General features: G+C 37.7%; 12 protein-coding genes and 1 tRNA gene. All 13 read right to left on the reverse strand.

Going from position 1 to position 13,192, the window contains the following annotated elements:
• The 13 genes from DRF60_RS08860 to lat all read right to left on the reverse strand — a co-directional run bounded on the left by DRF60_RS08860 (position 1) and on the right by lat (position 13,129).
• Positions 1 to 816, reverse strand: a complete 816-nt coding sequence (locus tag DRF60_RS08860) for a hypothetical protein (RefSeq protein ID WP_123902659.1) — start codon at positions 814 to 816, stop codon at positions 1 to 3.
• Positions 817 to 821: 5 nt separating this feature from the next.
• Entirely contained in the window at positions 822 to 1,616 is a 795-nt protein-coding gene (locus DRF60_RS08865) for a hypothetical protein (RefSeq protein WP_116011742.1), read from the reverse strand.
• On the reverse strand, positions 1,609 to 2,334 hold the full coding sequence (locus DRF60_RS08870) for a hypothetical protein (protein ID WP_116011743.1): 726 nt from the start codon (positions 2,332 to 2,334) through the stop codon (positions 1,609 to 1,611). Before DRF60_RS08870 ends, DRF60_RS08865 begins: the two co-directional genes overlap by 8 nt.
• A gap of 584 nt (positions 2,335 to 2,918) precedes the next feature.
• Positions 2,919 to 2,992: transfer RNA gene (locus DRF60_RS08875), tRNA-Ala, on the reverse strand.
• Between the two features lie 171 nt (positions 2,993 to 3,163).
• Complete coding sequence (locus DRF60_RS08880) at positions 3,164 to 3,643, reverse strand: MarR family winged helix-turn-helix transcriptional regulator (RefSeq protein WP_116011744.1); 480 nt, start codon at positions 3,641 to 3,643, stop codon at positions 3,164 to 3,166.
• The gene (locus DRF60_RS08885; RefSeq protein ID WP_116011745.1) at positions 3,640 to 4,137 is read right to left on the reverse strand and encodes a GNAT family N-acetyltransferase; all 498 of its coding nucleotides are present in this window, start codon (positions 4,135 to 4,137) and stop codon (positions 3,640 to 3,642) included. The genes DRF60_RS08880 and DRF60_RS08885 overlap by 4 nt, the downstream gene beginning before the upstream one ends.
• Before the next feature lie 158 nt (positions 4,138 to 4,295).
• Positions 4,296 to 5,711, reverse strand: coding sequence for an efflux transporter outer membrane subunit (locus DRF60_RS08890; RefSeq protein WP_116011746.1), 1,416 nt, complete (start codon positions 5,709 to 5,711; stop codon positions 4,296 to 4,298).
• A 90-nt stretch (positions 5,712 to 5,801) separates the two neighbouring features.
• Entirely contained in the window at positions 5,802 to 8,948 is a 3,147-nt protein-coding gene (locus DRF60_RS08895) for an efflux RND transporter permease subunit (RefSeq protein ID WP_116011747.1), read from the reverse strand.
• A gap of 2 nt (positions 8,949 to 8,950) precedes the next feature.
• A complete protein-coding gene (locus DRF60_RS08900; protein WP_116011748.1) occupies positions 8,951 to 10,135 on the reverse strand; it encodes an efflux RND transporter periplasmic adaptor subunit in 1,185 nt (394 codons plus the stop codon).
• 1 nt (position 10,136) lies between these two features.
• Positions 10,137 to 10,592: a transcriptional regulator gene (locus tag DRF60_RS08905; RefSeq protein WP_116011749.1), complete on the reverse strand. Its 456-nt coding sequence runs from the start codon at positions 10,590 to 10,592 to the stop codon at positions 10,137 to 10,139.
• A gap of 116 nt (positions 10,593 to 10,708) precedes the next feature.
• Positions 10,709 to 11,221 (reverse strand): GNAT family N-acetyltransferase, encoded by a 513-nt coding sequence (locus DRF60_RS08910; RefSeq protein WP_116011750.1) that lies wholly within the window; start codon positions 11,219 to 11,221, stop codon positions 10,709 to 10,711.
• A 289-nt stretch (positions 11,222 to 11,510) separates the two neighbouring features.
• Positions 11,511 to 11,741, reverse strand: coding sequence for a DUF2007 domain-containing protein (locus DRF60_RS08915; RefSeq protein WP_111953226.1), 231 nt, complete (start codon positions 11,739 to 11,741; stop codon positions 11,511 to 11,513).
• Between the two features lie 62 nt (positions 11,742 to 11,803).
• Positions 11,804 to 13,129, reverse strand: a complete 1,326-nt coding sequence (lat, locus tag DRF60_RS08920; RefSeq protein WP_116011751.1) for an L-lysine 6-transaminase — start codon at positions 13,127 to 13,129, stop codon at positions 11,804 to 11,806.
• Positions 13,130 to 13,192 lie beyond the last annotated feature (63 nt).

The following is a 13,192-nucleotide window of genomic DNA, read 5'->3' on the forward strand; positions in this document are numbered from 1 at the left end:
TTAAAAACTTCCCATGTACCGTAAAGTAAGGTTAGAAAGGGTACCATTAGGGGTAATTGTAGCGGGATCTGTAAAGCTGGAATCTCTGTAATACCTGTTGATCGAGAATCGGATCCTGTCATTTACATTTAAAGTTACGAATCCAGATATAGCTGTATTGCTGTCAAAAACTGTTGATCCGCTGGGAAACCCGTACGCAGTCCGGAGATTAGGAACAGGTTCTGCACCATTTACTAAAACCATCCCTTCATAGGCATCTCTGGCAGCATTCACACCATTATTCACGCTATGAAGTGAGATCACAGCTTGTACGTGATAGGTTCCAGCTTTTTTTACAACCAGTTCTCCTGAGGCATTGACCTCAAAGTTGCCTGTATCATTGGCGATAAGGGTATTACTGTCAAAACCAAGGGTTCTTAAATTAGTTGATACAGAAGTAAGTGCCCCTTCATCAAATGCATTCTTACAACTTATATAAGTAATGGTTTTATCCTGTGTCATCTTATTCATAGAGAAAAATGGAATCCACATATTACTTGTATTGTTCCACCAGTAAAATCCCCTTTCAATAGTCTCCGTAAGAGGATCTTCAAAATCAAGAAAAACCAGTAACCCGTGCTCTTTGGCATTGGTTACATTCAGCGAGGTTACTCTGGGAATAATCACTCCCTCATTGCTTAAAGGATTATCTTTATCAGCTGTCCTGATTTCCAATGTGGTTTTGGGTGTATTGGTATTAACCCCTACCTGAGAGCTCAGAAAACCAAAACAAAAGAAATTACCCGCTATAAGTAAAGTTGAAATTATATTTTTCATAATCATTAATCTAAATAAGATAAGGTTAGGCTATAAACTGACTCCGGACCAACTGCAGTATTACAGGAATTGGTTCTTCTTGTTTGTACAGAGATTCTCTGTCCTTTCGTCAATGTGATTATATCAGAAATAGTATGGTTCGTACTTCTTTTAGCATTATCGGCTGATGGTAAAGGTGATTTTGCTATAAGTACAGGAGTAGCCCCATTATTTATAAAAACACCCACTTCTGTTGTTGTTGCACCAAGATCGCCAGCATTTTTATATACTCCGCCAGTGAAGAATAATGAATACCTTCCTGTTTTTCCAACAATAATATCTCCGTTTTGTAATGTATAATTTGCATCCGGTGCTTCCAATGTTGTGAATGGGGCTTTAAACCAGATATTGATATTCGCATCTCCACTAGCAATTACCGGAAAGCCACTTCCCGAAGCAATTGTTTTAAAGAGATTCTTGCCTAAAATCTTGGTCTGGAAGATATACTGCCATAATTTTTTGTTATCATCCCAAAAATAATAGCCCTCAAAACCAGCTGTACCGGTCCCGATATTATCTAAAAACACCAACATCGCATTCTGATTCTGTACTGGATCAGCAACTGAAAAACGGCTGACGACAGGAAATAATATACCTGCGGAATTTTCCGGAGTATCAGTATTTTTTGCACGAATATCCAACAAAGACTGTGGAGCACTTGTATTTATACCTACCCCTTTTTGAGCATATAAACTTTCTAAGGATAGGATTAAAAAAAATATAGTTATCTTTTTCATAGTATTAAGCATTAATTTAGTCATTCAGGTAAGTCATGGTTATACAATTGGTGCCATACCCGGTATAAACAGTGCTTCCTGTTTCCGTAGTCTTTTGTATGGTCACTCTTATCACATCATTCTGAGCCAATTCTAAAATTCCGCTAAGGGCAACACTCGTTGCTGTTGTTCCTTCATTAGTTAATGAATTAGAAGTTGTCAGAACTGTTGTTCCGTTCTTTTTGATTCTGTAAGTATAGATTGCCCTGTTTTCGTTGGCAGTACTTACTGCTTTTTTTAATGCTGAATTAAAGCTGACCAGATAGGTTCCGCTCTTCCCTACAGTAATCTGATTACCTGAAACAGAAAAGCCGGTAGTGTCATAAGCCTTTAATGTACTGAATTGTACATTGTTTTCTGTATTTCCAGATGCAGAATATCCGCTTCCCGTTATCACATAAATGGCATCATCATAGAGACGATTAAAATTACTAAGAAAAGAAACCCAGTCTGTACCATCCCAATAATAAAAACCATCGGGAAGCGTGGCGTGCTGAAATAAAAAAACTGTATGGCCTTTTGCCTGGGCAATGGGAAATAATTTCACCCTGGGAATTAAAATTCCATCCATTCCGGTAGGAGATGAAATACTCGTCGGTTCTATATGAAGGCTTGCCGCTGGAGTCTGAGTTTTTATACCAACTTGGGCAAATGAGAAGGTAGAGGCCAGTATGGCCACAAAAATAATAGCATTTTTTTTCATTGTATCTGTTTCTAGAATTGTATTACCTTAACCAGTGGCAGGATAAATCCGGCTAGTTATTGTATTGATGTTTCGCTTGTGAATTCCGGGAAAATAAATTGGCACAAGAGGGCATTACCATATTCTTTTTTCTTTCATCTCAATTAGTATTATAGTAAGGGTTTGCTGATGTGTTTCTTCTACAAATCACTAAAAATATTCCAATTTACGCAAAAAACAAAGGTACCAACAAGGTACTTATTATATGTAATTAACTGAAAATCAGCATTTTTTTATTTTCTTCCTGAATTTAGAAATAGTTTGTTAAGGTTTTTTAATCATAATCCGATTAATATTACATTAATATCGAATTAAATTCCTCTCAGATCAAGTTTTTAGGCTTAAATACTATACTGACATACCCGTATAGCATTAATTTAATTGCAGTATTTTTCACAGCTATTGGCAGCCCCCTAAAATTGACGGAAAATTTTAGACTTTTTTAGGAATGAATGATTTCATATAAAATGAAAATCCTGGAATTCCGAAGAATTCCAGGATTTAAAAGCTTTTTAAGCGTTCTTAATAAGATATTATTCGCTTTGTGGAGAATACGGGGATCGAACCCGTCACCTTTAGACTGCCAGTCTAACGCTCTAGCCAGATGAGCTAATTCCCCTTACTTTTTTAAAGCGGTACAAAAGTAAGTATTTAAACTACATATCCAAATATTTTTTCTCCTTTTTTATCAGAATTCGTACTAAATTTTCTCCCTGCCCATCAATATATGAAGCGATTCAGTCACAAAAAATGAATATGATATTTAACAAATTGCTGATATTCAAATGATTCAGCCTTCCTTCTTCATCTGCATAGCACGCTGGTAAAAAGACTGCATTGCAATTTTTTCCTCCGCTTCATTAATAGCTGCCAAAAGATGATTCTCATTATCTGCAATTTCTCCCAGTACTTTTGAGACCAATTCCCAAACCGGTTTCATTTTTTCAATGAGCTCAAGACCTTTTGGGGACAGTATGATCAGTCTTCTGCGCTCATCCTGCTTATCTTTTTTGGATTGAATAAGCTTCTGTTTTTCCAGCTCTTTTAGCAAACTTATGGTTGAAGGATGTGTGTACCCTATTTCGTTTGCAATTTCTACCACGCTCAGCATTGTTTTGTGGTGCAATGTAAAAATGACAGGAAACCATTTAGGCTCAAAATCAATGCCGAAAGATTTATAGATCATAGCACCATCTTTTCTGAGCTGCTCACTGAGACGCTGCAACCTCGTTGATATGGCCAGTATGCCTGATTCATCTATTATATTCATACAGTCTGATTTACATTTAAATAATAAAAAACATTATCAGCACTCATCAATGGAAAGCGGGCCGGTAAATCTTCCTTTTTAACCTGTAAAAAATGATTTCTTTCATAAAACCGGATTGCCGCTTTCAGTATTGAAACTGTCCCTAAATATATCGTTTCTATTCCATTCTCGCGACAGAAAGAAATCAAAACTTCCAGAAGTTCCTGTGCAATATTCAGTTCTTTTCCTCTGAATTCTTTTTTCACAAACATCTTTCTTACCGCTCCTTCCCTTTCATCAAACTTAACCAATGCTATGGAGCCTACCAGTTCTCCTTCTATAAAAGCTCCCCAAAAGCTGCCACCGGATTCCATATAGAAGTTCTCAATCTTTTTAAGATCGGGCTGATCTTCTATCGTAATAGGTACATTAAATTCTTTCTGCTGGATAGTAAGGATCAGGTCAATAAGCTGGTCAGAATAGCTATTATCTAGCTGCTGGATATGTATTTTCATATGGCTTTTATTTTATATAACAAAACTACGTAGTTTACTACGTATATACAAATGAAATTATTATTTTATATTATTTTTAACTTTATACTTCAACCAGTTTTCAATAAAAAACGTACACCAGTAGATGTACGTTTATATTATTGATCAAAATGAAATCATTATTTCCAGCCACCACCAAGGGCCTGGTACAGCTCTACAGCAGCTTTCATTTTATTATATTCCGCATTGGAAATATTCAATTCCGCATTCAAAGAATTGACACTGGCATTCAGTACCTCAAGATAATTTGCCATTCCATAATTTACAAGTTCCTGAGAATATTCTACGGATTTTTTATAGGCATCCAGCTCCTTTTGTTTTAACTCAATAAAGGAATCCTGAACAGAAAATACCCTGATTGCATCTGAAACCTCTTTTCCGGCTGTAAGAACCGTCTTTCTGAAATTCAGGTAAGCCGTTTCACGGTTGGCAAGACTAACATCATAGTTCGTCTGGATCTGTCTTTTATTTAAAATCGGCTGTGCAAGACCGGCTACTACGTTAGCAAACAATGAATTTACACTGAATAAATGATCAAGGTCTACCGACTGAAGCCCTCCGCTTCCTGTAAGCTTCAAAGTAGGATAAAACTGAGCTTTTGCAGAATTGGTCAGTTCGAAGGCATTCATAAGATTATATTCCGCTCTCATAACGTCCGGACGGTTAGCTAATAACTGTGCCGGATACCCTAATTTAAGATCAATTGGAAGCTTCTGTGTTTCCAGGGTAGATCTTGCAATAGAATGAGAAGGCTCTCCCATCAGAAGGCTCATAGTGTTTTCAAGCAGCTGAGTCTGGGTCTCAATATCAATCAATAAAGATTTTGCATTAAAAACAAGAGCCTCGCTCTGCTGTACAGCCACTTCTGTAACATTTCCTGAAATTTTTAATGCCTTGGTTGTTTCTAAATTCTTTTCTCTTACTGCAATCGTTTCATTGATGATCCTTTTTTGAGCATCAAACGTTAAAAGCTGATAATAAGCAGAAGCTATAGAAGCTACAAGATCACTTTTAACCGCTTTGTGGGCGGCAACAGTTCCCAAATAAGTAGCAAGCTGTGCTTTTTCCTGAGCTTTTAATTTTCCCCAAAGATCTGCCTCCCATCCTATACTTGCCGTAATGTCGAATTGGTTGACGTAACGTCTTTCCCCAATGATCTGCCCAAACTGGGTATTGATAGACTGCGTCTGGAATGTATAGTTTGGACCTACGGAAAGAGTCGGCTGGTAGGCCGCTTTGCTCTGTTTCAGGTACGCTTCTGCGGAACCGATACTTTGCAGGGCGATCCTGATATCTAAATTGTTTTCTAAAGCTTTGGAAATATGTCCCTGCAATACAGGATCCGTAAAAATTTCTTTCCATGAAACAGCTCCAATGCTGGCACTGTCTGAAGGCAGCATATCTGTACGGAAAAGCTTTTCATCGACAACATTTTTCGGTCTCTCATACTCTTTTCTGACCATGCACGATGTAATGGCACCCAGTATGACAGCTGAAAAAGTTATTCCTTTTATGATATTTAATAAACTCTTCATTATTTGAAATTAGAAGTTAGATATTAGAGGTTAGAAGCTAGATATTGGAACTAATTTCTACTATCTAACCTCTGACTTCTCTAATTAATTTTATTCTGCTAAATTGATCTCTTCTTTTTTAAGCGGTTTCACTTTTTCTTGTAAAGTTTGGAAAATCACATACAAAACAGGGATTACAAATAGCCCTAAAATTGTACCTATTAATAATCCAATTGCGGCACCCGTTGCAATAGATCTGTTACCTACTGCACCAATTCCACTCGCTAAAACCAATGGCAATAAACCGAAAATAAAAGCAAATGAGGTCATCAAAATTGGTCTCACCCTGGCTTTAGCCGCATTGATCGCAGACATGACAATAGTTTCACCATGATGTCTTCTCTGGACCGCAAATTCAACGATAAGAATTGCGTTTTTCGCTAATAATCCCACGAGCATGATCAGAGCAATCTGGAAGTAAATGTTGTTTTCCAAGCCCATAATCTTCTGCCCGAAATAAGCTCCCATTACCCCAAGAGGAAGAGAAATTACAACGATTAGCGGAAGAATATAACTTTCATACTGAGCAGAAAGAATAAAGTAAACAAAGACTAAGCTTAACCCGAAAATCAGAAGGGTCTGAGATCCTGAATTTAATTCTTCTCTGGTTAATCCGGTAAACTCAACTGCATAATTTTGGTTTAATGTTTCACCTGCTACCTGCTGTATGGCAGTAATTGCATCTCCAGAACTGTACCCTGCAGAATTTCCTCCTGTAACCTTCACAGAAGTAAACAGGTTGTAACGGCTTACAGACTGAGGTCCGTATGCTTTCTTCAGAGTGACGAACTGTGAAATAGGAGACATTACTCCTGACCCAGTTTTTACATAGAGCTCGTTCAGGTTTTCAATATTTTTTCTGTTTTCAGGAAGCGCCTGAACCATAACTCTGAACTGCTTTCCATACTTTGTAAAGTCGGCAGTATAAATACCTCCGATATATCCCTGCATGGTAGCCAGAATATCACTTACGGAAACTCCCAGCTGTTTGGTCAGAGGAACATTGATCTCCATCTGGTACTGAGGATATTTTGTATTGAATGAGGTCTGGGCAAATTCAATTTCTGGTCTTTCCATCAGCTTTCCAATGAATTCATTTGTTTTATTATCCAGATCAGCATAGTCTCCACCGGATTTATCAAGCAGTACCATTTCAAAACCAGCGCTGCTACCAAATCCTGGTACACTTGGCGGCTGAAAGAATACGACTTTGGCATCAGGAACAGAGCCTACAATTCCGAATAATTTTTTGGTGATATCTTCTGACGTCTGTCCGTCTTTTTTCCTTTCTTCAAACGGTTTCAGCTTAACGAAAGCAAGGCCGTTATTACTTCCGTTTCCGGACAGAAATCCTCTACCGGTGGAAATCGTCACATTCTGTACTCCCGGAACTTTCATCGCATTGGCCTGAAGTGTCTTCAGAGCATTGTATGTTCTTTCCATAGAGGCTCCCGGAGGAAGCTGAACGTCTGTAAAGATAATTCCCCTGTCTTCTGTAGGTACAAAGCCTTTTTTCATGGTGCTGCTTGCCCAGAATAAAATTCCCCCGGTAACAGCGAAAATAATCAGAGTTACCCATTTATGTCTCAACAGGAATACAAATCCTCTTCCATAACGCTCAGTGGCTGTTTTGAAAGCAATATTAAATTTATAGAAGAATTTCTGAAGGAAATTGAGGTTGCTATATTCTTTATGATGTTCTGAGTGAGGCTTTAAAAATAATGAACATAAAACCGGGCTCAGTGTCAAAGCGTTGATCGCAGAAATAATGATCGCTATAATAAGAGTAATCCCAAACTGCTGATAGAAAACTCCTGTAGGACCTGTAATAAAAGTTACCGGAATAAATACCGCTGCCATTACCAAAGTAATAGAAATAATAGCTCCTGTGATTTCATCCATTGCTTCTACGGTTGCTTTCTTGGCATCCGCAATACCATGTTCCATTTTCGCATGGACGGCCTCGACGACGACAATCGCATCATCCACCACAATACCAATAGCCAGTACCAATGCGAATAAGGTTAACAGGTTTAGTGAATATCCAAATAAATTCAGGAAGAAGAACGCTCCCACAATAGATACCGGAACTGCAATAGCAGGGATCAGGGTAGATCTGAAATCCTGAAGGAAAATATAAACAACGATAAATACAAGAATGAAAGCTTCGATCAGGGTATGTACTACTTTTTCAATAGAGGCTTCAAGGAATTCATTTGTATCAAAGTTAAAGGTATACTTAACTCCTTCCGGAAATGTACCTTCGGCCGATTTCAGATATTCTTTAATATTTTTAATGATCTCCTGGGCATTGGATCCCGGGGTCTGGAAAATTCCCATACTGATGGAAGGGTTGTTCCCATTTTCTCCGACACCGGAATAAGACTGGCCGGCAAGCTCTACTTTAGCCACATCTTTCAACATTAGGCTCTGGCCGTTTCCAAGAGATTTAATAATGATATTATCATACTGCTCCTTATCATTGAATTTACCAACATACTTGATGATATATTCAAAAGAGCTTCCACTGTTCTGTCCTATAGAACCTGCCGCTGCTTCTCTACTCTGTTCGTTGATGGCATTGGTAACATCTGTAGGTGTGATGCTGTAGGCTGCCATTTTTGCAGGGTCCAGCCAGATTCTCATGGAGTAGTTTTTACCGCCGAAAACGTTGGCATCCCCTACACCATTGATCCTTTTAAGGTTCGGTATAATATTGATATTAAGGAAATTTTGAAGGTACACATCATCCAGATCCTTGTTTTCGGAATAGAAAGACATGTACATCAGGGCACTGGTCTGCTGTTTCTGCGTTACCACCCCAGAACGTGTTACCTCGGAAGGTAAAAGAGGTGTAGCTCTTGCCACACGGTTCTGTACGTTTACGGCCGCAATATCCGGATCTATTCCCTGCTTAAAGAAAACCTGAATCTGTGCAGAACCATCATTTCCGGCACTGGAAGTAATATAATCCATCCCTTCTACTCCGTTGATCTGTTCTTCCAGAGGTACTACAACACTTTTCATCACAGTTTCCGCATTGGCTCCTGTATAGTTCGTAGAGACACTTACTGTAGGAGGCGCAATATCCGGGTACTGGGTAACCGGCAGCGAGATAAGTCCTAAAACACCGAGTATAACAATAATAATTGATATAACGGTGGATAAAACCGGTCTGTTAATAAAATTTTTAATCATTTTTAGAATTTCGGTTTTATTGATTGAACAAGGCTATCCATTTTGACAGGTTTTTTCTTAATGGCTGTCCCCGGTTTTAATCCTCCAATACCTGCTGCAACAATGACTTCTCCTTTGTTCACACCAGATTTTATAAGAGCCAGATTATCTATTCTGTCTATGATATTTACTACAACATTTTTAGCGGTGTCCTTGTCTACCTTGTAAACATAAACAATACCCTGCTGCTCGTAAGTTGCACTTTCCGGCACCACCAATACATTATCATAATGCTGTGGAAATCTAATGGTTCCGCTGTTACCATTGCTTAATAGTTTTTGGGCATTCGTGAAGGCTACTCTGAACTGGATTGTCCCGGTTGTAGGGTCAATCTGTCCGGTAATTGCTTCAATCCTTCCTTTTTCGGGATAAAGGCTTCCGTTTGCCAGCTGCAGTTCTACCATCGGAAGGTTTTTAATCTTTTCAGGCATGGATGCACCCGGAGATTTTTCAAGGAAATCAAAATATTCTTTTTCATTCATTGAGAAATAGGCAAAAATCCCGGAAGTATCGGAGATTGTCGTCAATGCTGCCTGATCAGTAGGTCCTACCAAACTTCCCACTTTCAATGGAAGTCTTCCGATTACTCCGGAGATAGGAGCACGGATGATAGAATACTCGATATTGGCTTCTACACCCTTATAATTGGCAACTGCCTGTCTTTTTGCAGCATTCGCCTGTTGTAGCTGGGCCTGAGCCTGAGCCAGGTTAGCCTGAGCTGTCTGCAGCTGTACACTACTGATGATATTTTTCTCAACAAGAGGTTTCAGCTTATTGACTTCTACCTGTGCTGCATTTACAGAGGCCTGTGCTGCGGCAATTGTAGATTCTGCGGCACCGATACCGGCTTTGGAAGCTGCGGCATTTTCGGTCAGGATATTGGTTTCAAGACGGAACAGCGGCTGTCCTTTTGTGACATACTGTCCTTCGTCTACCAGCACCTGAGTAATATATCCCTGAATTTTTGCGCGGACATCATTATTTACCCTTCCTTGTATCGTAGCCGGAAAGGTCTGATAGCCCACTATATTTTTAGACTCCACAGAAACTACAGGATACGGTTTTGGTCCGTCCTGTTTTGGAGCTTCTTTTTTGCAAGCAGTCAGTGAAAACGCTGCAATAGAAAGTATAACTAGCTTATTATTCATTTTAAAGTTTATTAAGAGATTCCTGAATATTTTCTATGTTCTTATTTAAGAGAGCTTTGTACGCTTCTATCCGTTCGTTGTATTCATTATCATGATTTTTTTTAAAGTTGTTTAAGTCATCCAATAGTTTAAGTTCGTCCTCCATTTTTTGAACAATTTTTTCAAATCTGATTTTTTTATACTCATCATTGATGAAAAAATAACGTTTTCGCTCGTCCATTTTGTTGTGATCAATAATCAGCTGCGCATTCAGCAGTAATGAAATACTGGTAGAAACGGAGCTTTTACTCGCGGAAAGTACTTCCACAAATTCGTCAAAGGTAATTCCCACTTTCTCATAATCGAAAAGCAGGTAAGCATAAATCTTTGAAGCTAAAGGCGGTAGGTTGAAAACAGTGCCGTAAAATTTTACAGCATCTTGAAAAATTTTTTCATCAATTTCTATACTTTGGTGCATAATATAAAAATTTTGACAAAAGTAGAAATTAGTTCAGAACTAAACGAACAAACATGATAGAGTTTATAAATAGAGATTCTTTTAAAAATTCAATGAAACAGGATTTAACTTTTAGCTTAAATTATAATCTTCTCATAGGCTTTTCTCATGCCATCGGCCAGAAGTACTTCACCACAATAGGAATAACCCTTACTTTCAAGGATTTTTAGCATGGCCATATTATCATAATTTGTATCTACTTTTATACTTTGAATTTTCTGGTATCTTGTAAAATCTTCAATATGGTCAAATAATTTTTTTACCATACCCTGGCCAGCAAATTTTTCATCGACTGCCACTCTATGTACAACAACAAATTCTCCGTCACTCAGCCAGGCTCCTTCAATAGTACTGTAAGCCGGCTCATCATTTAAAATCAACGCTGCATATACGGCAATCTCACCATCAACGATAAAGACGTAACCAAAGCCTTTTTCAATGTCACTTTCTACGGTTCCCAGATTGGGATACCCGTTCTGCCATTGGTTGCTCCCGTCATGCTTTCTTCTTTCAATGGATTGCTGGATAATTCCCCAAATTACATCCCTGTCTTCAATTTCTGCTTTTCTTAGTTTGGCCTCTGAATTCATTGTTAGTTGTTTATTGAATTGAATGATTTAAGTATTTAAAATTTAAAGATTCGGATATTTAGATTTAAGTTTAGCTAAAGCCAATGGTGACTTTTTTAACTTTAATAAAGCCCGACTCTATTGAATAATCCAGTCAATGGGATCACTATTCACTATTCTAAATTTCTCCATCTTTAAATTTTAAATGCTTAAATTTTTAAATAATTATGTTATTTGAATCAAAAAACCGAAAACTAATTAAAATTAATTTTCGGTTCGAAGTAGTAAAATTTAAAATTATGAAATTGTTTTATTGATTTTCACTTTGTTGAAGATAAGCGTCTATAACTTCAAATGCATTCTTCTCATCTTCCAGCTTTACCATAATTTTTAATGACGTTGCCGTAGGCGTTGTTGTAAAAGTAAGGTAATTGTTCTCGACGCTGTTTGTAATTTGTGCATCATCCAATTTAGACTTTATTAACTGGATTTCTGAAGGCTTGTCACTTTCAAAAACCGATACTCTCGTACTTCTTTCCATATTCTATATCGTTTGAGTATCTAAATATACGATGTATTTTTTAAAATTACAAATCTTTGAATTTAAATTTTATTAATATTGTTTTCTATTTTATCAAGAGCTATTTGAATTTCTTCCTGAGTAACATTTAGATGTGGTCTGAAACGAAGCGAATGATCCCCGCACTGAAGAATAATCAACCCATCCTTGAAAAGCTCATTCATCAAACGGTTACGTTGTTCTGCGGAAGGTAGATCAATGGCACACATCAGGCCTCTTCCTCTTGCATTTGAAATTTTATCCGGATATTTCTGAGCCAGCTCTTTTAATTTTTCCAACAGATAATCTCCCACCACTCTTGCATTTTCAACCAGGTTTTCTTTTTCGATAACTTCCATTACCAACTGGAAACGAAGCATGTCGATAAAGTTTCCTCCAAACGTAGAATTGATTCTTGAACTTTCTCTGAAAACATTATTTGGGATCTCATCAAATTTTTCTTTATTAGCCAAAACACCACAAACCTGAGCTTTTTTCCCGAAAGAAATAATATCCGGTTTTGCAGTAAAATGCTGGAATGCCCACATTTTTCCTGTGATGGCAATACCTGTCTGAACTTCATCAAAGATCAGTAATATTTCGTTCTGATCACAAAGCTTTCTCAGTCCCATTAAAAACTCATCTCTGAAGTGATTGTCCCCACCTTCGGCCTGGATAGGCTCAATGATGATACACGCCACTTTATCCGGATTCATAAGAATTGCTTCTTCGATCTGAAGAAGGGCCAGCCTTTCATTCTTGATGGTTTCTTCTAAATTTTCTTCTGTGATAGGGAAAGATAACTTTGGATTTAAGATTCTTGGCCATTCAAACATTGGGAAATATTGATATTTTCTAGGATCTGAAGTATTAGTTAAGCTTAAAGTATAGCCGCTTCTTCCATGGAATGCCTGTCTGAAATGGATACATATCCCTGCTTCCGTCTGAAGTCCTTTTTCAAAATTCTTACGGGTTTTCCAGTCGAAGCATGCTTTCATTGCATTTTCCACTCCTAAAGTTCCCCCTTCAATAAAGAAAGCATACTGCAATTCCTCAGGAATCACTACTCTTTCAAAAACTTCCAGAAAGTGTGCATACTCCTCTGAATATACGTCTGCCAAAGTGGGTTTGTTGACAGCCATTTTTCCCAGCCACTCTGATCTTTCTACCAGATAAGGATGGTTGTAGCCTATTGAAGCTGATGCAAACATAGAGAACATATCCAGATACTCTCTGTTTGTAAGCTTGTCATACAGCCATGATCCGTGGGATTTTTCAATATCCATCACAAAATCAAAACCATCTGCCAAAACATGTTTTCCTACGGTTTCTTTTACTTTATTAACTTTTATATCGATTGTTTGTTCCATAATTAAAATAGTTGTGTGATTTAATAATTGAATGATTAAAAGGCTTAAACATTCAGGTTATTA

This window comes from Chryseobacterium elymi, assembly GCF_003385495.1.
Taxonomy (GTDB): Bacteria; Bacteroidota; Bacteroidia; order Flavobacteriales; family Weeksellaceae; genus Chryseobacterium; species Chryseobacterium elymi.

Bases quoted from the DNA above. Each gene is read 5' to 3' on its own strand.
- DRF60_RS08860 (WP_123902659.1), bottom strand. From the start codon at position 816: ATGAAAAATATAATTTCAACTTTACTTATAGCGGGTAATTTCTTTTGT.
- DRF60_RS08865 (WP_116011742.1), bottom strand. From the start codon at position 1,616: ATGACTAAATTAATGCTTAATACTATGAAAAAGATAACTATATTTTTT.
- DRF60_RS08870 (WP_116011743.1), bottom strand. From the start codon at position 2,334: ATGAAAAAAAATGCTATTATTTTTGTGGCCATACTGGCCTCTACCTTC.
- DRF60_RS08880 (WP_116011744.1), bottom strand. From the start codon at position 3,643: ATGAATATAATAGATGAATCAGGCATACTGGCCATATCAACGAGGTTG.
- DRF60_RS08885 (WP_116011745.1), bottom strand. From the start codon at position 4,137: ATGAAAATACATATCCAGCAGCTAGATAATAGCTATTCTGACCAGCTT.
- DRF60_RS08890 (WP_116011746.1), bottom strand. From the start codon at position 5,711: ATGAAGAGTTTATTAAATATCATAAAAGGAATAACTTTTTCAGCTGTC.
- DRF60_RS08895 (WP_116011747.1), bottom strand. From the start codon at position 8,948: ATGATTAAAAATTTTATTAACAGACCGGTTTTATCCACCGTTATATCA.
- DRF60_RS08900 (WP_116011748.1), bottom strand. From the start codon at position 10,135: ATGAATAATAAGCTAGTTATACTTTCTATTGCAGCGTTTTCACTGACT.
- DRF60_RS08905 (WP_116011749.1), bottom strand. From the start codon at position 10,592: ATGCACCAAAGTATAGAAATTGATGAAAAAATTTTTCAAGATGCTGTA.
- DRF60_RS08910 (WP_116011750.1), bottom strand. From the start codon at position 11,221: ATGAATTCAGAGGCCAAACTAAGAAAAGCAGAAATTGAAGACAGGGAT.
- DRF60_RS08915 (WP_111953226.1), bottom strand. From the start codon at position 11,741: ATGGAAAGAAGTACGAGAGTATCGGTTTTTGAAAGTGACAAGCCTTCA.
- lat (WP_116011751.1), bottom strand. From the start codon at position 13,129: ATGGAACAAACAATCGATATAAAAGTTAATAAAGTAAAAGAAACCGTA.